We start from the raw sequence: 22,569 nt of genomic DNA, 5'->3' as shown, positions 1-22,569 counted from the left end.
CTTTATAAGGCCAAAGCGACTTTCAAAATCTACCTTATCCGCACAAAATCCTATTTTTTAGTGGATACTGCCTAAGCTGGTTGTATATTTGCGGTATTTTACTGAATTAAAGTAGCCATGTTTAACTCTGTCCTCAGAAACATCTGAGTTTACCGGTACATCCTGAATATCCAAGGAATTATTTTTATTTACCTGCGTGTCAAAAAGATATCTATTCATATTACTGGCGATTATAATTGTAGCGGCTGGCGCAGCTACCAGATACATTATTTTCTACAGCAGCCCAAATGCCGAAGAGCAACAACTCAAAAGCATTCACGAGCAGATATGGCACGAAATTGAAGTGATGGAAGCGGAAAGCAAACAGGTAAAGAACATACTCGATGCCCAGGATTCAATCTCTTTTACTGCTTCCAAACTGGAAACAAAGTATCCTTATTTTATATATGCGAATGGCAACGTGATATTCTGGTCAGATTACAGGTTTGTACCCGATCATAGTATGATCAGCGGAAATTATTCATTACAGGTATTTAATTTCAAACACGGCAAATACCTGGTACACCGCCGGGCTTTTGTTAAACACCAGCGCCGGGTTGAAATTATTTCGGTATTGCCCCTGTACAAACGTTATAAGATCAGCAACGACTACCTGGAATCTGGCCTCAACGAAGACCTTATTCCCTATCAATCGCTACAGGTAGTTACCGAAAGCTCACCCTACCAGCATCAGCATACCATTTATACCCGCGATGGAAAGCCGCTGTTTGTAGTAGAAATGCCGGAAGAAGGAGTTATTCTGCACCAATTGGGGCATGTACTCACAGTCATAAGTGCAATTATAGCCCTCGCCATTATCTGCTGGCAGGTTGTGGTTCTGGTAAACCGGCTGGAGATAAACCGTGAATATGAATGGGGATTTTTACTCATTACCTTGTTTCTGGTGTCCATCCGGTCAGCAATGCTGTATTTTGGCTTGCCCAATGCCTGGGTTGAACTCGATTTATTCAGTTCCAAGTTTTACGGCTATTCCTATATCAGTCCTTCTCTGGGGGATTTGCTGCTAAACGTAGGTATCGTAATTCTGCTACTGGCCTACCTGTTTACACATTTTTATAAAAGCCGCTTCTACCGTTTTCTCATTAATCTTCCCAGGCTCTGGCGCATTTGTTTATCAATATTTCTGGCAGGGGTAAGCAACTGGGTTTTGTACCTGCATTTTTATGTCCTGGACAATATTTACCTTAATTCGCAGCTTACCTTAGATATTACCACAAGCATTGATTTTTCTTATTTCAAAATCATCTGCCTCATTATATTTATTATCAATTCCTGCATTTATTTTTTCAGTGTTCATTTACTGGGGCTGTTGTTTATCAGAATTAACCGGGAAAGTGCTATTGCTGCTTTAGCATGGATACTAATCGGAACTGTTTTATTCACCTGGCTCTGTTACCGGATTGATATTCTGTATCCTTTTGTTATTCTGCTGAATACGGGTTATTTCCTGTTAATTTTCTACTTCCGGCTGCCCAGGTCTTTGTACAAATTCAAATATGCTACATCTATCTATCTGTTTACGGCTGCCCTGGTTTGCGCTGCCATCGGGGCTTTTGCCATTTATAACCTGGAGAAGCTCAAACACATTAATAACCAGCAAAAGTTTGGCGAACAACTGCTGGCGCAGCACGAACGTTTAGATGAATTTCTTTTAAATGAGGCCACAAAATCCATTCAGGAAGAACCCCTGATCAGAAGCCGGTTTACAGGCAGTTCGTTTATTTCGCAGGAAGTGATCGAACAGAAAATTAAACGGGTACACCTGAAAAGCTATCTGTACGATAAATACGATACTGAAATATTCTTATTTAATTCAGAAGGTGAGCCCATGCAAAGCAATTCCGGAAAAACTACTTACTGGGAGTATCTGGTGAATTATAAAAAGGAACGATATAAAACAGATTATGCCAATTTGTCCTTTATCAGCAGGTTAGGCGGCAGCGTTATCAAAGAATACATCAGTTTTATTCCAGTAGAGTCAGAAAAAAAGAATGTGGGTTATGTAATTGTGTGGCTCAAACTGAAAAGAATTATACCTGCCAGCGTATATCCGGAATTGCTCGTTGACAAGCGTTTTATTCAATCGCAGGAAAGCCGTCAGTACAGCTATGCCATTTATAAATATAATAACCTTATTTACAGCGAAGGTGCCTTTAACTACCGCCGTTTTCTGGATATCCGTTCCTTAGACAGCCTGCAGGCGAGCAGTTCGGGTGTAGTGATCAATAAATACCTGCATATTATGGTAAATGGCGAAGAAGGCAAGCGGGTAGTGGTTTCGGCCTTGCAGTATCCGGTAAAAAGTTTGTTCTCCAATTTCTCTTTTCTTTTTCTGGTGCTGGTTCTGTGTATCGTGGTGTTTATTATTGGATTTACCCTTCGCTACCGGGCTGCCAAAGTCAATACCAGTTTTGCTACTAAAATTCAGGTATACCTCAATCTGGCTTTCTTTCTGCCGCTGTTTGTGATCAGTATTGCTACGCTGAGCATTATCAGTTCGGCTTACAAAAAAAACCTGGGAAAACTTTTCCTGCGCAATGCCGAAAATGTAAGCAGCAACCTGCGCCAGTATGTAGATAATTATAAAAGTGGTAGCATTAGCCAGGAAGAACTTTCCGGCGAACTGATTCGGATCGCCAGGTATTCTGGGTCTGATGTAAATATTTTTGATGAATCGGGAAGACTTACTGCTACCAGTCAGCCACTTATTTACGAAGATGAATTGCTTTCTCCCTATATTAACCCGGCAGCCTATATTATGGTGGCAGAGATGAATGACAAGGAAGTAATGATGGGCGAATCCGTAGGCAAACTCAATTACAATTCAGTATATGTAGGCGTAAAATCTGACAATGGCAGCGAACTGCTGGGAATTATTAGTATTCCTTTTTTTGAATCGAAGGCCGAACTCGACCGGCAGATGATAGAAGTATTGTCTACCATCATGAATATTTTTACGGCCATTTTCCTGTGTTTTCTGGTATTTTCTTACTTTGCCTCCCGTATCCTTACCGTACCACTCCGGCTGATTACCCAGAAAATTCAGAAAACTACCTTGCACGACTACAACGACCCGCTGGAATGGGAATCGGATGATGAAATTGGTTTACTTGTGAATGAATACAACCGGATGCTGGTAAAACTGGAAGAAAGTAAACAGGCTTTGTCTCGGAGTGAAAAAGAATCTGCCTGGCGGGAAATGGCACAGCAGGTGGCCCATGAGATCAAGAATCCGCTTACACCGATGAAACTCACCTTACAACATTTGCAGCGTACCCTGCTCAATGGCAACGGAAGTGTGAACAAAACCAGTGCAGAAAAGTCATTTACCACACTGCTCGACCAGGTGGATACGCTCAATGACATTGCTACTTCTTTTTCGGCTTTTGCCAAAATGCCTACACCCAAAGAAGAAGTGTTTGAGATCGGAGCAGTGCTAAGGAAAACGATTGAGCTCTACAGCAATGATGAGGATGTTGAAATAACAACAGAGATTGTGCCAGGCGAATGCTATGTAAAAGGAGATCAGCAGCTCATGAGCCGCATTTTTACCAACCTGATTTTGAATGGCATCCAGTCGGTTCCCAATGGCCGGAAACCGCATATATTTATTAGTCTGCAAAAAAACGTACATAACATACGTGTAGAAATCACAGACAATGGCGTAGGCATTCCTGAAAACATCCGCAATAAAATTTTTATCCCTAACTTTAGTACCAAGTATGCTGGCTCCGGAATCGGGCTGGCCGTAGCCAAACGGGGCGTAGAGCATGCCGGAGGAATCATCTGGTTTGAATCCGAAGAAGGCGAAGGTACTTCTTTCTTTATCCAGTTGCCGCTGAGTGTGTTTGTACCTGCTCAAAACTAAATTTTACAGGTATTTTCTTTACATATCCTCTTGTTAAAGAGGATTGTATAGGAATTGTATTTTTAAACGAACATTTTCTACTCTTCAATCAGCGATCATTACCCATCCGTTACACATGATTTTCCGGTTTCTGGCTATCATTGGTTTTCTGCTGATACTGACCTTGCAGGTACAGGCGCAGTTTTCCAATTACCGGATGAAATGGGTGAAAGTGCATGATACCAGACAACTCGATAGTTTATCGGTGTATCCGGGCAGTATTAAAATTCTTTCTGCACCAGCAACAGAAGTTTCATATACCTATGATGCAGCCTCAAATTCCCTCCAATGGCAAAAAGTACCTACAACAGATTCTGTGCTGATTTCTTTCCGTGTGTTTCCTTTCCGGGTAGGAAAACCCATTTTCCACCGTAATCCGGCAGCATATGATACCAATGCCTTTTACAAACAGGAAGGTGCCATAAGTAATCTGGGAAAACAAACGCCTGAAAGCCGGGAAGAAATTTTTTCTACCAAAAGCATCAATAAAACCGGCAGCATTACCAGAGGCATTTCGCTGGGCAATACCCAGAATGTATTTGTGAATTCAGCCCTAAATCTGCAATTGGAAGGCCAGCTAACAGATAATATTTCCATTGTAGCCGCCATTTCTGACCAGAATGTGCCTTTTCAGCCGGAAGGCAATACGCAGCAATTACAGGAATTTGACAGGGTATATGTGCAACTTGCCAGTAAAAACGCCAAACTCGCCGCCGGAGATTTAGTCATGCAAAATCCCTTGTGGCTGCAAAAACAAACCAAACCTTCACAATTTTTAAGGTATTACAAAAATGTACAGGGTGCTCAGGCGGAAGTTAGTTATAAAGCTGCTCCCAATTCTACGGCACGCACCTCCGCTGGAATTGCTATTTCCAAGGGGAAATTTGCCTCTATATTGCTGGAAGTAAGCGAAGGTGTACAAGGGCCTTACCGGCTTAGGGGGCCAGCCAACGAACGGTTCATTATTATACTGGCTAATTCTGAGAAAGTATATGTGGATGGGCAATTGATGAAACGTGGTTTTAATTATGATTATGTAATTGATTATAACCTGGCGGAGATTGTGTTCAATACCAATATCCTCATCACTAAATTTACCAGAGTCCGGGTGGATTTTGAGTATTCCGACCGGATTTATAGCCGTACTATTCTCAATGGTTCGCACAGCCAGACAATAGGCAAGTTTGGTGTATTTGCCAATTTCTACAGCGAACGGGATAATCCCAATACTCCGCTGACAATTACTTTAAATGATGCCGATAAACAGTTGCTAAGTGAAATAGGCGATAGTTTACAAAAGGCAGTGGTTTCTGGTATCAGTACGGTAGATGAATACAACAGCAACCAGATTCTGTATGAGAAAGTAGATTCCATTGTGGAAAATGTAGTGTATACGATGTACAAACAATCCACTAATCCAGAGAGAGCAAGTTATCAACTCCAGTTTTCTGATGTAGGACAGGGAAACGGAAACTATGAGGTATTACAGGGAAATACAGCCAATGGAAAAGTATATGTCTGGAAAGGGCCACTAAATGGAGTGCCTCAGGGCAGATACGAACCAGTAAAGCAAATTCCTACGCCCAATAAAAAACAGATGCTTACGCTGGGCAGTGAATATAACATAAGTAAAAACCAAAGTATTTATGCCGAAGTGGCTTTTTCTGAAAGAGATGTAAACCTGTTTTCTCCTCTGGATTCCCGCGATAACAAAGGAAATGCCTTTAAATTTGGGTATCAGAACCGGGGAAAAGTACTGTCGTTTCTGCCTAATTATGAATGGCTGGGCAATATAGATTATGAATTTGACAACAAATATTTTACTCCCATTGACCGTTTCCGGGACATAGAATACGACCGGGACTGGAGTGCCCAAGCAGATACCTCCAGAGCCGACGACCATATTTTTAACATTACTGCCGGAATCCGCAGGGCAACTACGGCAACACAAGACAGCAGTTATAAAGCTACCTCTCCGAATTACGATACATCTGGTGATAAATTGATTTACCGGTTCAGCCGCAGGAACAGAGGCGGTATAATTAACGGCTGGCAGCAGCGGATTGAAGCTTCCAAACGGATAGGTAATCTACAACTCAGTTCTGATGTATTTTTACTACGTTCCAGCCGGAGTACAGATGTTTCCGAATGGCAGCGATTGCAAGTGAATGCAGCATATCTTACTAAATTTTTAAGCCCAGGATATGTGTACAGTATGGATAAGAACAGCATCAGCAGCCTTGCCCGGAAAGATTCAGTGATTGGTACCGCCATGAATTTTGAGACCCATCAGTTCTACCTGAAAACGCAGGATACTTCCCGTACCAGATTCAGAATAGATTATACCATCCGTCAGGATAACCTGCCAGTAGAAGGAAGACTGGTAAAAAATACCGTTTCCCATACCGCTTCTACCAGTTTGCAAACCAAGATCCGGCAGAATAACGACATAAATTTTCTATTTACTTACCGGAACCTGCAAAACCTGAGAAATCCGGAAGACAGCCGCCAGGAGGAAACTGTAATGGGCCGCATTGACTGGAATGGAAACTGGCTACAGGAACATGTCCGGTCGGAGTTAACCTATACCGCCGGAACCGGCCGGGAATTACAACGGGAATATGTATTTTTACTCGTTCCAACCGGAGAAGGCACCCATACCTGGCGGGATGATAATGGCGATGGCAGGCAGGATTTGAATGAGTTTTATGAAGCCATTAATCCGGATGAAAAGAACTATGCGAAATTTTTTGTGCCTACTGACCAGTACATCCGGGCGTTTACCAATACCCTCAATTACCGCCTGAATTTGCTCATGCCACGAAGCTGGCGGGGACAAGGCATGGTGAAATCATTTCTGGCTAAGTTTTCCTCGGTTTCCTCCTGGACAATTAATAAGAAAATCACGGATGATAAACTCATTAACCGTTTTATTCCATTTGCTACTGATGTTCCGGCAGAAGCCTTACTTTCTGCCCAGGAAGCACTGCGTTCCACTTTATTCTTCAACCGGGCCAGTTCAAAATATGGGTTTGATTTAGCTCTTTTCCGCACTCTGAATAAGCAATTGCTTACCAATGGATTTGAGTCTGCCAATACAGAGGAATTGAAATTGAACTCCCGTATGAACGTGTATAAAGATGTAAGTGTACGCCTGATGCTGGGGCGAGGCATACGCAACAATGCTTCTGATTACCTGGAAAACCGCAATTACCGCATCCGTTCCCAGCAAGCTGGTCCGGAAGTGGCCTGGCAGCCCAATGCTGGCTTTCGCTTAACGGCCACCTATCTGTATAATATCAAGCATAATATTTTCACCACAGAATCAAATGAACAGGCTATTTCTAATCAGGCTGGACTGGAGGCAAGGTGGGCAAAAGTATCGAAGCGGAACCTTTCGGTGCAAGCCAGGTATATTCAGATTGCTTATAATGGAGAAGTCAATAATCCGTTAGGCTACGAAATGCTGGAAGCCTTACGGCCTGGCAATAATTTTACCTGGTCTATGAATTTGCAGCAGCGGCTCACCAATGGATTACAAATTAACATCAATTACGAAGGCCGTAATTCAGAAGCACAGCGTACCGTTCACATCGGCCGCATGCAGGTAACAGCTTTGTTTTGATTTTAGTCTTCAACTCTTAAAAGTTATATGTAATGTGGTGTGTCTACAACCAAAGCTACTCAGAATATACTCTATGGTAAATAAAAATTGTAATAGAGACCTAGGTACATTAATAATCTTAGCAACTTCTATATTTCTAATATCTGGATGTTCTCCATTTCGAAAAGAGCGATTTACTATCAGTCCTTCTTTTGCAAATGCTATTAAAACTGATGGATGCTATATCATTAGTAATGAAGCCTCTTCTGATTCAAGTAAAAATTCAGATTACTGTCCTGTCTTTTTCTTTGAAAATGGCAGTGTAGCTTGCCTTCCTTGCTTTAAGGAAAGCAAGATGACAACCCAGGAAATTATAGTAGGTTTTACAGAACAACAACTATACTCAAAAGAAGGTATTGTAATATGGGGATTATATAATATAAGTAATGATTCAATCCAATTAGAATTCAATCATACTTTGTCTTCCGGCGGTTTTCCGGCTTACAGAAGAATAACAAAATGGCAGGGCATTATAAAAAATGATTCATCTATTCAAATTTTTCCGGGACCTGTTAATGAGAAGAAAAATTTACCCCGGCAATGGATCTTTCCCGCAAAAGGTTGCTTACTAAAATTTCAGCAAATGAGTGACAAAAAGCTTTTAGATTCAACTAAAGCATGGATAATGAAAGAAAATAATTAGGAGCAACAAGCACTTGATGTATTGGCAAGAATTTGTTAACGGATTTTGATAGAAGATAGGATTAAATCAATGATCTTTAGAGGCACACTATTCATAATTAGCTTAACAGTTATCACTCATTTCTGTTACTCACAAAGTGGAACGAATGATGACGTACGGCTTGAAATAATGACTGATAGTATACATGTAGATAGTATTCATACTCTTATTCCCGTTCAGGTGCAGCTAAGTAATAATTCAGATAAAGAGTATCTGTTTTTTGGATTTAGTGACAGGTATGAAGATGCTATTAGTATTCCCGCTTTTTACTGTAATAATCAGTTAATAGGATTGAACTTATTCAACGAAGATATTAATGAGAATCCTTTACCAACTAGCTTGCAGCTTTATTTAACTAAAGTGAGTTTAAATCCAAAAAAGGTGTTAAGAAAGAAAAAAAGACTGTTAGCAAAATCGAAGTTAATTCTTAAGCCTGGACAAAAAAAGAACTCACTATCGATTTGTACTTTCATAATACCAATACAGCAACAAGGTTTTATAAAGTATATTTGATGCTCTCTTTAGGAAACAAAACTTTAGAATTTGTCAATTATAAGCCAAAGTCATCTATTCCAGTACCCTTCAATGGGTGTATAATCAGTAATAAAGTAATTTTAAGTTTTTACCAATAACAGCTTATTCAATTATGTTTAAAATATCTTTCATTGGCCTTTCTTTGGTGTTACTTTCTTTTTGTTCCTTTGGACAAATTATTCCCCAGGACACAATCAGTAATTCATTCACTTTAAAAGACTTTTACCAGTATAATCCCCTTCTGGAAAGGCGGGTGGATTCTGTTTTTAATACCTTAACAGATGCCCAGCGGGCAGGCCAGATGATTATACCGGCCGCCGGCAAACTGGGTAAGCCTACTACAGTTATCAACCAACTGGTAAAAGAGCAGAAACTGGGAGGCGTTTTATTATTAGGTGGAAATACTACTGATTTTAAACAACTGGTAATCAGTCTAAATAAGCAAAATAAGGGTTTGCCTTTACTCTATAGTGCCGATGCTGAACCGAGCCTTATCAACCGCAAGATTGGTGGCACCCAGAAAGTGAAAAACACAGCTGATATTAAAAGTGTAGAAGACGCCAGGCTTACGGCCGGAATTATTAACAAAGATTTGTTAGACATGGGTATCCGTCACAATTTCGCTCCCGCCTGTGACATGACCACTACAAATGAAGCCATCGGCAACCGGAGTTTTGGCAGCAACAGAGATACGGTGGTATGGTTTAGTGATGCGTTTATCCAGACTACCCAGGAAGTAGGGATTGTCGCAACTGCAAAGCACTTTCCTGGGCATGGCTTTGTAAAAGGCGACACTCATGCGAAACTTGTGTATATAGATGGAGAACTAAAAGAAGTAGACACATACCGCCCGTTAATCACCAGTGGTGTGTTAAGTGTAATGGTAGGGCATATTGCTATAAAAAATAATGAAATATACCAGACGGATGGATTACCTGCCAGTTGCTCCAGGAAAATTGTAACGGATCTACTCCAGCATGAACTGGGATTTAAGGGAATAGTGGTAACAGATGCTATGAATATGGGCGCTTTATCTAAAATTCCACAAGCTACTTTTAAGGCGGTACAAGCCGGTTGCGATATGATCCTCATGCCACCCAACGAAAATTCTCTGCATGCGTCCATTGTGCAGGAAATGAAGGCGAATGAGACTTTTAAGAATCAGATACATACCTCCGTAAAAAAAATCATCCGGCTGAAAATCTGCCTGGAGCTATTATAGAACACCTTCTGTTTTGAGAAACTACTTTACTTAGACCATCTTTTGCAAAGAGTTTGTACTATGACAAAACTACTCGCAATGCTAATACTGAAATAAAAATCATGTAATTGCCAATCACCGCTTTTACATCCGTCTCTGCTTACAACATTAGTTTTATTAAACATCCTAATTTTTATATCCGGCACTAAATCTTGTGCAATAAGAAATGGCATAAAAAAGACAGAAGATAATATCTCTTCTGTCTTTTTACATTAGGTATACTCAAATTCTCTATATCTTTTACTCAACTTTATCCCCACTTACTTCCCCTCCATTGATGTATAAAGTAAGGCCACTCACCTTCTGATTACTATCCCGGCTGAATATTACCTTGGCATTAAAATCTGGCACATTGAAAGAATCCCTTCCCTCCGGTTTTATCTCAGTTTTAGGCTGCCCCTCTGCTTCTCCATAGATTTTGTTATTTTCTACAGTAATAGTAATCATACCCACCTGGTCGGATTGCATTTTGTATTTACCTGCATAGACATTTAGATCAGCTGCCTCAGTTGATGCAGACGTAGAACTGGAAGCAGCGGAGGTAGAAGTCTGGCTTTGGTCTGTAGTGGAAGCCTGGCTAGTGGTTGTTTTTTTAGCACAATGCAGAGTAGTAAACGCTAACACCAGACATATGCCAACGTTGATGATTTGTTTTTTCATATAAGTAATGGTTTTAGTGCAATATAAATAACAGTTCGCAATCCACCATATGTAAAAATCAGATTACAGCAACCGATTTTATACCAGTAACGCCTTTTGCTGAATGCCGCACTAAGTTTTAAAAATTATTGTTATTTTACCTGAAATCAAGTAGTATAGATATAATTTTGTCAGAAGTAAGCTATTCTATGAAGGCTTATTGCACAAGCTTTCTGACAAGGATTTGTAAGATTAATTTTTCATTATCCTTTTGACATGCAATCGTTAGTATATAAAAATAAGGCACAGTTGATTGAGGAGATAGAGCGGCTCAGGCAGCAGCTTGCCAGCATACAACAACCTGTAGACCAGCCAGAGCTGGCAGAAGCCATACCTGTATCTTCCCTCACCGATTATAATTCTGCACAGCATACTACCGACAGAAGCTGGGTGAAAAATGAGTCGCAGGAATACGACCAGAATTACCGGGCTATTTTTAATGCCAGCACCGATGCTATCTTTATTTTCAGTAGGAACGGATATATACTCGACGTAAATGAGAGTGCTTTACAGGTCTATCAGGCAACCAAACACGAGCTAGTTGGTTTACAGGCGGATGTTTTTTGTAAAAAATACGATTACCGGCTTGATAAACTTTCTGCCTTTCTGGAAGAAGCCTGGCAGGAAAAATCAGTTAAACTGGAATGGGAAGGAAAAACTCCTTCCGGACAGTTGCTGGCAAGGGAAATCATTTTTAAAAAAGGAATGTACCGGGGAGAAGAAGTAATTATCACTTATGGAAAAGATATTTCAGATCGAAGATTAGCAGAGAAAACCATCCGTGAAAGTGAGTCCCGCTTCCGTACCCTGGCCAATCATGCCCCGGTATTGCTGCGTATGACCGATGAACATAACCGGTTCTATTATTTCAGCAAACAATGGCTGCAATTTACCGGGCGTACCTTAAAAAAAGAGCGGGATATGGGGTGGCTTTCTCAGGTACAGCCAGATGATGCAGCCATGGTAAGCGATACGTTAGCAGCTGCATTCAGAAAGAAAAAGAATATTGAGGTCACCTACCGGCTCAAACGCAAAGATGGTACTTACCGCTGGATACTGGATAATGGTACGCCTCACTATGACGCAGAAGACCGGTTTAAAGGGTATATTTTTTCTGCCATAGATATTACCGAACGCAAGCTGGCTGAAGAGGAAAAACAAAGGGAAGAAGCACTCCGCAATGCAGATGAAACGTTTCATAAGGCACTGGAGGAAGTAAATTTAGTAGCGTTACGGGTTGAAAAAGACGGCACTATCTCTTTTTGTAATACCTATTTGCTTAATGCTACCGGCTTCACCAGGGAAGAAGTGATAGGAAAAAACTTTTTTGATTTTTTTGTACCTGCTTATGAAAGGGAAATTCGCCGGGAGGAATTTGCGAGAGCCTTAAAGAACGGAGGTTTTTTTGAAAATGTGGAACGTAGCATGCTCACCAGGGATGGCAAAGTGCGCTTTATTCAGTTCAGTTCAGTATTGCTCAATAGTCAGGAGGGAGAAATTACCGGTATTACCAGGATTGGCGAAGACATTACTGATAAAAGAAAAGTAGCCGAAACGCTTATCCGGAACCAGGCGCAGCTACAAGACCTGTTTGATAATGCCAACGACCTGATCCAGATTATTTCCATGCGGGGCGATATTCTGTTTGTAAACAAAGCCTGGAAGGAAAAGCTGGGATACAAAAACAGCGAGATTGAAACCATGAACCTTAAAGACATCGTGCATCCGGATTATGGAAAATCTACCCTGCGCATGTTCAGGCGGATTGTGAAAGGAGAAAAGCTGTTTAAATTCCAGACGGTGTTTGTGAGCAAGGAAGGAAAAAGTATTCACCTGGCCGGTAGTGTGAGCTGTAAGTATGAAGATGGCCGTCCTACCGCTTTCCGCTGTATTCTGTATGATACTACCGATAAAATCAGGGCAGAAAAAGCACAGAACTTATATTACAGCATTGCCAACCTCACCGTAAAAAGCGATAACCTGGAAAATCTGTATTATAATATCCACAAGGAACTGGGCAAGGTAATCGAGGTGAAGAACTTTTATATTACCCTCTATAACCAGGAAAAAAACTATCTGCATTTTCCCTATTATGTAGACGAAGATTTGCAAGGAGAAATCCGCATGACCCAGCGTCGTGTGGGAAAAGGTTTAACGGAGTACGCTATGTTTTATAATGAGCCTTTGTTTTTGTACGAAGAGCAAATTCAGCAGCTTATTCAGGAAAACAACCTGGAGATTTTTGGCGCTATTCCCAAAGTATGGCTGGGCGTTCCGCTGAAAATTGAGAACCGCATCATTGGAATTATCGCAGTAAAATGCTACAAAAGCCGCACTACCTATACCATACGCGATCTGGAATTACTCGACTTTATTTCCGGCCAGATCGCACTTGCTATTGAACGGAAACAGAACGAAGATAAACTCCAGAAACAAACAGCCAGGCTGAATGCAATTTTTGAGAGTGGAACCCACCTGATGTGGTCTATCAACCGGAAAATGCACCTGACTTCATTCAACCGGAATTATGCGGATGCCATTGAAGGACAGTATGGCATGAAACCACAGCTTTTATCTAATGCCGACCGGGTGCGAACCCAACTAATGAATGATGAGCAATTTTCGCTGTGGGAACGTAAGTATGAAGCCTCCTTCCGGGGAAGTCCACAATATTTTGAGGCATTAATGGATGACCGGGATGGTAAAAGCGTATGGCGCGAAATCTACCTCAACCCCATTTTCCTGCAGGATGGCACCATTGAAGAAGTTTCCGGTATTGCCCACGACATTACCCATAAAAAGCAGGCTGAAATTGCTCTGATGGAAAGTGAAGAGAAATTCCGGGATATTTTCGAATCTTTCCAGGATATTTACTACCGTTCTGACCTGACTGGCCGTATTCTGATGATCAGCCCTTCCGCCTATGAAGTGAGTGGTTTCCGGCCTTTCGAAATCATCAACAAAAAAATCACCCATTTCTTTACTGATGTTACCAAAAGCCGGCATGTATTACGGGATCTGCTCCGATTCGGCAGCGTAAAAAACCTGGAAGCCAGCTTCCAGACCAAGAGTGGCGCTGTATTGCAATTTATCCTGAATATGCGCCTGGTATATGATAAAGATGGACAACCGGTAGAGATTGAAGGAGTAGCCAGGGACATTACGGAACTCAAAAAATCTTCGGAAGAACTACTCAAAGCCAAGGAAGTGGCCGAAAAATCGCTGAAGGTGAAGGAAAGCTTTCTGGCCAATATGAGCCACGAGATCCGTACGCCGATGAATGGCATTATTGGCATGATAGACCTGCTGAGCGATACACATTTGCAGCCTAAACAACAGGAATATGTGCAAACGGTGAAAAAATCATCAGAAACCCTGTTGCACATTCTCAACGATATTCTGGATCTTTCCAAAATTGAGGCCGGTAAAATGGAGCTACACAAAGCACCTATGTCACTGGAACTGACGATTGAAAAATTATATGCATTATTCTCGCAACAGGCAAATTCCAAACGCAATCAGCTTCATTATTTTATAGAGCCTGAAATTCCCAAATATATCATAGCCGACGAAACCAGGCTCTTGCAGATATTATCTAACCTGACATCGAATGCCATCAAATTCACGGAAGGAGGCGACATCCGCCTGCATGTATCGCTGGTTCAGAGCAAAGGCAAGGTGAAGAAATTCAAGGTAAATGTAAGTGATACCGGAATTGGCATTGCCGCGGAAAATTTGTCACTGCTGTTTAATACATTCAGCCAGGTAGACAATTCTTCTTCAAAATCGTATGCCGGAACCGGTTTAGGTCTTTCCATTGCTAAGGAACTGTGCCGGATGATGAATGGAGAAATAGGCGTAACTTCTGCCCCAGAACGCGGAAGTACATTCTGGTTTACCTTTGAAGCCAAAGAAACCAATACAAGTCCAGTGAATGCACCTGCCGAAAACTTTGATTTTAAGGCCGGAGACCAGTTCAAAAAAGCGGCTCCCTATATTCTCATTACCGATGATAATATAGTAAATCAGAAAGTGGCCAGCGAAATACTCATTAAATCCGGGTGTAAGCTGGAAGTAGCCAGTACCGGACAGGAAGCAATAGAAAGAGTGCAGGAAACCTATGCAGACCCGGACAAGCAAATGTATGACCTCATCTTTATGGATATACAAATGCCGGATATGGATGGGATTGAAGCGACCAGGCAAATAAAGAATTTAGGGATTCCTAAGCTTCCACCTATTATTGCCATGACGGCCTACTCGATGAAGGAAGACCGGGAACGGTTTATGAGCCAGGGCATGGACGACTATATTCCCAAACCTATCCGGGCTAATACTTTAATTGCCAAAGTAAAAGAATGGTTTGAGCCAGCCAGGAAAAAAGCAACAGTGTCTAAATCAAAGAAACAGGAGAAAGTAGTAAAAGCCGTTACCATCAAACCTGATAAGCTGCAGAAACCTGTTGAACAGAAAGCGGCAGTTACTAAGATTCCGGTAATCAATGCTGAAATTGTAGCGCAGTTGAAAAAATTTGGTGGGGCAGATCTAGTAGCCAGCGTTTTCGAAGATTTTGAGAATGAAACCGGCGAACTTTTGCACGAGCTGAATATCTTTTTAAATGCCAATGACCAGACTAAAATTTTAAGTAATTTGCACACGCTCAAAGGCAGTGCAGGCACGATTGGCGCCGATCGGATTGCCAATCAGGCTAAATTGTCGGAGGGCAAACTCAAAAACAAGGAATTCATTGATTTGAACACAGATTTGCAATTGTTGCAAGAGTTATTTGTTGAATTTCAACAAGAGTATAAAAATTTCATAACAGACTAACACATGGCCGCAGCTAAAAAAGTACTGATCGCCGAGGATAGCTCCGTGATACAGAATCTGACAAAAAAGATTTTACAGTTCCAGAATTTCGAAATTTCTGCTGTAAAAAACGGAGAGCAGGTATTAAAAACATTAGAGAAAGAAAATATTGATATCATCCTGATGGATATAAACATGCCGGTAATGGATGGAATGGAGTGTGCCCGCCGGGTACGAGCTCTGCCAGATGCCAGCAAAGCCAATATTCCAATCGTTGCTATTACCGGAAATGCCAAAAACTATTCCATGGAAGATTTTAAGAAAGCCGGTATCACCGACTATCTGCAAAAACCCCTGGATTTTGACAAGCTGGTAAGTGTGGTAAAAGAACTGACCGCCCAGAGTTAAATCCTGCTTCAAGGCGATTTTCCTCTCACAAGTTGATTATTTGCTTCAGGCTTATTTTCAATAGCAGGTAAGGAAGATCATTTTTTATTTTGCACATAACCCATATCAGGTATAACTATATAAAGGATCTAAATCAGATTTTAATCCGGGTTATCCTTTGATCAGGAATTTAGATTTCGGCATGCAGATTAAATATACACCACAATTCCTCAACAAACTGGAAGAATTATTTTCTGAATGCGGGTATGTGTTGCGGTATGAAAAAGGAAATTTCAAAGCCGGATATTGTCTGCTGAAGGATACCAGAATTGCGATTGTGAATAGATATTTTACCACTGAAGGCAAGATCAATTGTCTGATTGAGATGCTCCGAGGCATCCAGGTAGATATGTCTGGCTTTAGTGACAAAAACAAAAAATTGTATCTGGAAATTGTTGAGTTTACAAGTTAAACGTTCCTGAGTTCAAAGCGTAAATCAAGCTGTAATAGCTGGAGCTTAAAGGCTCCTATACTGTTAACTCATCTACTCATTCACTCTTTATGCTGGTTACATTTCTGGGTACTGGTACTTCTCAAGGTGTTCCTGTTATTGCCTGCGAATGCGAAGTATGTCGTTCTCTGGACTTTCGTGACAAGCGCCTCCGGGTTTCGGTTCATCTGCAAATCGGCGATACCAGTCTCATTATCGATTCTGGCCCTGATTTCCGGCAACAGGTACTCCGGGAACGTATTAAAACGCTGGATGCCCTGCTGTTTACCCATGAGCACAAAGATCATACGGCCGGCATGGATGATATCCGCTCGTATAATTTCCGGCTGAAAAAAGACATGCCTATTTATGGCCGGGATACGGTAATTGAGCAGCTCAAACGGGAGTTTAACTATATTTTCTCCGATTTTAAGTACCCTGGTGTTCCAAGGGTAGAGATCAATGTAATAGAAAATAAACCGTTTAATGTACAGGGTATAGAAGTAATTCCGGTTGAAGTGCTGCATTACCGCCTTCCGGTTTTTGGCTTCCGTATCGGCGATTTCACTTATATTACCGATGCCAACTTTATTGCCGAAGAAGAACTGCAAAAAATCCGGGGCTCGAAAGTAATTGTGCTCAATGCCCTCCAGAAAGAAGACCATATTTCTCATTTTACTCTGGCACAAGCCGTTGCCTTGCTAGAGGAACTACAGCCAGAAAAAGGCTTTCTTACCCACATCAGCCACAAACTGGGGCTACATGCCGAAGTCGAAAAAGAGCTGCCTCCTTTTATCCGCCTAGGATATGATGGATTAAAATTTGAAGTGTAGTTTTGAACTTTGATTGTTATCTGTCAAAGAGTTTATTGAAACTGCATTCATTTCATAAATCTATCCACCTGTAATTCATTTTCCGTGCATAATAATTATTACTATATCCGGCAACTATCCGCACAGTTACAGTCAACACTCCAGGGCTGGACACTGGAGACTTGCTTCAGCCAGGAAAAAGATGAACTGGTGATAGGTTTTACAAATGGCTCAGCCGAGTTTTATAGCAAAGCGGTACTTACGCCTGGCTTTGCCTGCCTTGTTTTCCCAGAAACATTTGCGCGTGCACGTAAAAACAGTGTAGAGTTATTTGAAGAACTAACTGGATTGCCTGTAAAGGGTGTAACGCAGTTTCTCAATGAGCGCAGTTTTTCGGTGGACTTTGAAAATGAGTTCCGGCTTCTGTTCAAAATGCATGGCAACCGCTCCAACATTATTCTCTTTCAGAAAGAAGAACCTGTTAGCTTATTTCACAACAAACTAGGTGGCGATTACGAAATTAAGTTTGAGCAATTACACCGTCCCTTAGACCAGAGTTTTGAAGCATTTGTAGCGAGTAATTATCAGATACAGGCATTATTCCCCACATTTGGTAAACCCGTATTACAATACATTCAAACTGCGGCATATCAGCAAGCCTCTCCAGTAGAGAAGTGGGAGATAATTCAGCAAATATTGGTGCAATTGGAAAATCCTGTTTTTTATATCTCGCAGGCGGATGTTGTTCCGGTACTTTCGCTGTTGCCTGTTAAACATGTGGTACATACCACAAAAAGTGCAATTGAGGCGGCTAATCTGTTTTATAGTTTGTATGCGAAAGTACATACGCTGGCCACCGAAAAAGAAGAAGCCATCCGCCTGCTCAACAAAAGAAAAGCACAAACGGAGAATTACCTGGCCAAAACCTATGATAAACTTGCCCAACTGGAGGATGCTTTTAAAAATGAACACCTAGCCAATATTCTGATGGCAAATTTGCACCAGATACCTGCCCGGGCTGAAAAAGTGGAATTACTGGATTTTTATCACAACCAGCCTATCACTATTAAGCTCAAAAAAGACCTGAGTCCGCAGCGGAATGCAGAAGTATATTACCGCAAAGCGAAAAATGAAAAGATAGAAGTAGGCAAAATTCAGGAAGCTATCGAAAGCAAAGAGCAAGAACTACAAACTCTCCTGACTCATATACAAGCCATCCAGGAAATCAAGCACTTAAAAGAACTCCGTACCTATCTGAAAATGCATGGCATCAGCAGTGAAAAAGCCGAACCCACCCCAGACCAGTTATTCAAGAAAACGGAATATATGGGATACGAAATCTGGATTGGAAAAAACGCCAAAAACAATGACCTGCTCACCCAGAAATATGCCTTTAAAGAAGATTTATGGCTCCATGCCAAAGATGTAACTGGTTCCCATGTGATTGTGAAATACCAGGCTGGCAAAAATTTCCCAGAGCCAGTCATTGAGAGAGCAGCCGGACTAGCCGCTTATTTCTCTAAACTTCGTACCGACACCCTTTGTCCGGTAATTTATACACCTAAAAAATACGTCCGTAAACCCAAAGGCTTGCCAGAAGGAGCCGTGGTAATAGATAAGGAAAAAGTGATGATGGTAGAACCCTTTCCATTGAAATAATTTTTCCTGACAGGAATAAAACCTGGGAACTCAAGCCAAAGGATTTATCATTACTACGTATACCATCAAATCACTGTATTCGTTTTAATTGCTACTGAAATCACAAATTTTAATCATATACTAACAAAACCTCAAACCTATGTCTATACAGAGACCCTTTAATTTTACCCGTTGGATAGAAGAAAACCGTCATTTGCTGAAGCCACCTGTAGGCAACCAGCAGGTATATAAAGGCAACGAAGATTTTATTGTGATGGTAGTAGGCGGACCAAATTCCCGCAAAGACTATCACTACAATGAAGGGGAAGAATTTTATTACCAGCTGGAAGGCGAAATTGTGCTGAAAATTATTGAAGATGACAAACCAGTAGATATTCCCCTGAAAGCTGGCGATATATTTCTGTTGCCCGGGAAAGTGCCCCATTCTCCCAGACGTACCGCTGGTTCTGTCGGACTGGTGATGGAGCGTTACCGGAAGGAAGGAGAAATAGATGGATTTATGTGGTTTTGCGAAAATTGCGGCAATAAACTCTATGAGGAATTTGCCGAAGTAACTGATATTGTAACACAACTGCCGCCTATTATGAATAATTTTTTCAACTCTATCGAACGGAGAACCTGTAAGAAGTGCGGAACTGTAATGGAAAAACCCTGATGAAAACCCTGTTTATTGTTTGTTGTATGTTAGGTTTAGTTGCCTGTAGCAAATCGGTGGAAGAGCGTAGCCATACGGTAGTAGATATTGTAAATGGCAATACTATTACGTTGAAAAACGGCCTCACCGTTCAACTGATCGGCGTGGAAGATACACCAGAAGCCAAAGAATATCTGTCAGAAAATATACTCGACAAAAAAATCCGGTTTGCCACCGACCGGAGCAATACCTATACCATCAAAAGCAGTAATCAGGAAGTGTTTGCCTATATCAAAACGATTAAAGGCGTTTCCATTAATGCAGAACTGCTCAAACGCCGCTTAAGTCCCTTAAACAAAGAATACCTCACCGATAGCCTCCGGGCTTTTCAGGGATACGTAAATGAAGACATGACGGCCACTACCTCAGCCGGAAAAAATAAAGAAATTCCAGAGGAACAAACCAAATTACCTGAATCCGCCAAAAAAACACCGGAACCCCGATCACTCCGCCAGCTGGTGCGGATAGCTGAACCTTGTGTGTTTCTGATCTATTCTCTGGATGAAGAAGGAAATACAACTGGCAGTGGAACCGGCTTTTTCATTAACGAACATGGACTGGCGGTGAGTAACTATCATGTATTCAAAGGTTCAGCCCAGTACAAGATCAAAACCCGCGAAGGCAAGTATTTCCCTGTCTCCAGCATCATTCACTCTGATGAAGATACTGATTATATCATTTTCAAAGTCGATATAGATCAGTCGCCCTATTTGCAATTATCGGAGGAGTTACCGGAAAAAGGAGAAGATATTTTTGTATTGGGTAATCCAAAAGGGCTGGAAAGCACTGTTACCAGGGGTGTGGTATCTGCCTTCAGAAGCCTGCATACAAAAAATGATTATATACAGATAGATGCGGCAATTTCTCCGGGCAGCAGCGGCAGCCCGGTGATGAATATGCAGGGACAGGTAATCGGTATTGCTACTGCCAAACTCGACGAGTGTGAAAGCTGTAATTTCGCTGTCAACATCCGGCTGGTCGAAAAAAACTTAGATGCCCAGCCGGATTAATCTGTCAATCAGATCATTGATAAAGGATGATTAAAGGCGCATTGTAGAGGGTTGTTATCTAAAAATGCAAAATATTTTGCCTAAACATAAAAAATTTAACAATATATATTTGAAATATAATTATTTATAACTTTATTGCCGCTTAACTTAATTAATACAATGCCAAAAGGTACAGTAAAATTTTTTAATAACTCAAAAGGATTTGGGTTTATTAAGCCCTCAGATGGAGGCGATGACATATTTGTTCACGTGAGCGCTCTGGTTGACGAAATCAGAGAGAACGATCAGGTAACGTATGATGTGGAGACAGGGAAAAAAGGTAAAAATGCAGTAAATGTAAAAGTAGTAGACTAAGAAGAATTCAATCAAAACGACAATTAGAAACCTATAGTTTTATAAACGTTATAATTAGAACTAACTTATACTTTACATTTGAGTAAATTTGTAATAGCAAAAGCTGAGAATTTCTCAGCTTTTTGTATTTCTGCCTTTTGAGACTGATTTATAGAAATTTATACCTGCTATATAAACGAAGATTTTTGATGCATAAAAGCTCCTCAATCTAGGTAATAAAAAATCTATACTTTATACTCACTATTTGACTCTAATACCATTACCCTCCACCAAGTTTTTCGCCTGTTCAAATACATGACAACCTCTTTCGCTTAAGCGGTTCAGGCATGTATCCATAGATTCATTAATGGCACTTCCGCTTTTCTTCTGGCAAAAAGGACAGGCATGTACATCTCCGTCGGTATCAATATATAAAAACCGGAAACCGGCCCCACTACAACCAGCCCGTCGCTGATGATAGCCATGGAACGTTATAATCGGCCATCCATCAAACGCCGGATCAAAATTCAGTTTCTCATAAAACCGGTGTAATACCTGCACTTGATCTTCTGTGAGTGATACCGGTCTTCCTGCATAATGACCAACTGCCCGTGGTTCCAGCAATTGAATAAAGGCAACGCCCAATTGGTTGGCCAGCCTGGCATACTGCATCAGGTGTTCTTCGCTAGCCATATTCTGAGTTACACACAAGGACAAACTAACTACCAAGCCAGCCTGATGTGCATGGCCAACGGCTTGTATGGCATTGTCGAAAGCATCATTGTAATGGCGGAATGCATTATGTTCGGCTGCCAGGTAATGATCCAGACTAACAGAAACACCTGTAAGCCCAGCTTTTTTTAACAATTGTGCATTATCTGCAGTGAAATGGTAGCCTGAAGTAATTACCCAGAAATCGGTGCCTGGTTTGGCTGTACGCATTACTTCCATCATATCCTGCATCCGCAACATAGGTTCACCACCACTAAAATGAATCTGGGCGATCTTTTTCTCCTGGAGAGAGGAAACTATTTTCTTCAGGTCATTAACAGATAGTTTTTCTCGCTTATTCAGATTGTCCCATTCAAAACAATGTTCGCAGGCCAGAGGGCATTTTTTAGTAATAGCTACAAATGCCATATGCAAGGTGCGCTCATCTGGCTGTTGAGGTTCCAGTTGCTGAATGGTGTGGGTGAGATATTCAGTGAATGAATGCGAAGGCCAGCCTGGGGAATGAAAGCCCCAGTAATACCGCCCACCCACATAGGCAAGCTTTTTAGGAATCGACTGTCCAAAATACAACTCCCTGAGTTGAGCTATTTTTTGCAACGCCTTGTATAACTTTATCGGGTGAGGCATGCAGGATATTAAAATCATCAGTTCCCGGAACCTGAGCCGCCGGTTGGCTATATAGCGCCTGAGTGGAGATTGGAGGATGGTAGGCTGAAAGTGAGGAAGGCTGGGCATCCCATCCGCTTTGTACACTGTTTGCTCAGGTAACTGTAGGGTGGCAGGCGCAACAACTGTGTGAGTACTCATCATCTGGTTTAAAATAAAGATTTTATATA

The 22,569-nt window shown here is 41.4% G+C and carries 16 protein-coding genes; 13 read left to right on the top strand and 3 right to left on the bottom strand.

All coding sequences use genetic code 11. The features are described 5' to 3' along the window. Positions 1-57 precede the first annotated feature (57 nt). Positions 58-219: a hypothetical protein gene (locus GXP67_RS18205; RefSeq protein ID WP_162444446.1), complete on the bottom strand. Its 162-nt coding sequence runs from the start codon at positions 217-219 to the stop codon at positions 58-60. Here GXP67_RS18205 and GXP67_RS18200 point away from each other — a divergent pair. From GXP67_RS18200 to GXP67_RS18180, 5 genes are all read left to right on the top strand, one after another. Next, on the top strand, positions 197-3,928 hold the full coding sequence (locus GXP67_RS18200; RefSeq protein ID WP_162444445.1) for a sensor histidine kinase: 3,732 nt from the start codon (positions 197-199) through the stop codon (positions 3,926-3,928). The two genes, GXP67_RS18205 and GXP67_RS18200, sit on opposite strands and share 23 nt — an antisense overlap. 115 nt (positions 3,929-4,043) lie before the next feature. After that, positions 4,044-7,592 (top strand): DUF8818 domain-containing protein, encoded by a 3,549-nt coding sequence (locus GXP67_RS18195; protein WP_162444444.1) that lies wholly within the window; start codon positions 4,044-4,046, stop codon positions 7,590-7,592. A 73-nt stretch (positions 7,593-7,665) separates the two neighbouring features. Beyond that, positions 7,666-8,274, top strand: coding sequence for a hypothetical protein (locus tag GXP67_RS18190; protein ID WP_162444443.1), 609 nt, complete (start codon positions 7,666-7,668; stop codon positions 8,272-8,274). A gap of 69 nt (positions 8,275-8,343) precedes the next feature. Then, positions 8,344-8,826: a hypothetical protein gene (locus tag GXP67_RS18185; protein ID WP_162444442.1), complete on the top strand. Its 483-nt coding sequence runs from the start codon at positions 8,344-8,346 to the stop codon at positions 8,824-8,826. Positions 8,827-8,959: 133 nt separating this feature from the next. Continuing rightward, entirely contained in the window at positions 8,960-10,069 is a 1,110-nt protein-coding gene (locus GXP67_RS18180) for a glycoside hydrolase family 3 N-terminal domain-containing protein (RefSeq protein ID WP_162444441.1), read from the top strand. Positions 10,070-10,348: 279 nt separating this feature from the next. On the opposite strand, the gene GXP67_RS18175 is transcribed toward GXP67_RS18180, so the two are convergent. After that, positions 10,349-10,768 carry a DUF3471 domain-containing protein gene (locus tag GXP67_RS18175; RefSeq protein ID WP_162444440.1) on the bottom strand — a complete coding sequence of 140 codons (420 nt, stop codon included), beginning with the start codon at positions 10,766-10,768 and terminating at the stop codon, positions 10,349-10,351. A gap of 255 nt (positions 10,769-11,023) precedes the next feature. Between GXP67_RS18175 and GXP67_RS18170 the strand changes: the two genes are divergently transcribed. The 8 genes from GXP67_RS18170 (at position 11,024) to GXP67_RS18135 (ending at position 21,022) form a co-directional block, all read left to right on the top strand. Next, the gene (locus GXP67_RS18170) at positions 11,024-15,637 is read left to right on the top strand and encodes a PAS domain S-box protein (protein WP_162444439.1); all 4,614 of its coding nucleotides are present in this window, start codon (positions 11,024-11,026) and stop codon (positions 15,635-15,637) included. A gap of 3 nt (positions 15,638-15,640) precedes the next feature. Further along, the gene (locus GXP67_RS18165; RefSeq protein WP_162444438.1) at positions 15,641-16,024 is read left to right on the top strand and encodes a response regulator; all 384 of its coding nucleotides are present in this window, start codon (positions 15,641-15,643) and stop codon (positions 16,022-16,024) included. 181 nt (positions 16,025-16,205) lie between these two features. Continuing rightward, the gene (locus GXP67_RS18160) at positions 16,206-16,475 is read left to right on the top strand and encodes a hypothetical protein (protein WP_162447969.1); all 270 of its coding nucleotides are present in this window, start codon (positions 16,206-16,208) and stop codon (positions 16,473-16,475) included. An 89-nt stretch (positions 16,476-16,564) separates the two neighbouring features. Continuing rightward, positions 16,565-17,326, top strand: a complete 762-nt coding sequence (locus tag GXP67_RS18155; protein ID WP_162444437.1) for an MBL fold metallo-hydrolase — start codon at positions 16,565-16,567, stop codon at positions 17,324-17,326. Positions 17,327-17,410: 84 nt separating this feature from the next. Further along, a complete protein-coding gene (locus GXP67_RS18150; RefSeq protein WP_162444436.1) occupies positions 17,411-18,964 on the top strand; it encodes an NFACT RNA binding domain-containing protein in 1,554 nt (517 codons plus the stop codon). 139 nt (positions 18,965-19,103) lie between these two features. Beyond that, the gene (locus GXP67_RS18145) at positions 19,104-19,619 is read left to right on the top strand and encodes a 3-hydroxyanthranilate 3,4-dioxygenase (protein WP_162444435.1); all 516 of its coding nucleotides are present in this window, start codon (positions 19,104-19,106) and stop codon (positions 19,617-19,619) included. Then, on the top strand, positions 19,619-20,668 hold the full coding sequence (locus GXP67_RS18140) for a S1 family peptidase (RefSeq protein WP_162444434.1): 1,050 nt from the start codon (positions 19,619-19,621) through the stop codon (positions 20,666-20,668). Before GXP67_RS18145 ends, GXP67_RS18140 begins: the two co-directional genes overlap by 1 nt. 159 nt (positions 20,669-20,827) lie before the next feature. Then, the gene (locus tag GXP67_RS18135; RefSeq protein ID WP_162444433.1) at positions 20,828-21,022 is read left to right on the top strand and encodes a cold-shock protein; all 195 of its coding nucleotides are present in this window, start codon (positions 20,828-20,830) and stop codon (positions 21,020-21,022) included. A gap of 240 nt (positions 21,023-21,262) precedes the next feature. Here GXP67_RS18135 and GXP67_RS18130 read toward each other — a convergent pair whose 3' ends face one another. Beyond that, positions 21,263-22,543, bottom strand: a complete 1,281-nt coding sequence (locus GXP67_RS18130; RefSeq protein ID WP_162444432.1) for a radical SAM protein — start codon at positions 22,541-22,543, stop codon at positions 21,263-21,265. Between the last annotated feature and the right edge of the window lie 26 nt (positions 22,544-22,569).

Source organism: Rhodocytophaga rosea (assembly GCF_010119975.1).
Taxonomy (GTDB): domain Bacteria; phylum Bacteroidota; class Bacteroidia; order Cytophagales; family 172606-1; genus Rhodocytophaga; species Rhodocytophaga rosea.
This window is presented reverse-complemented; position numbering and strand designations above follow the sequence as displayed.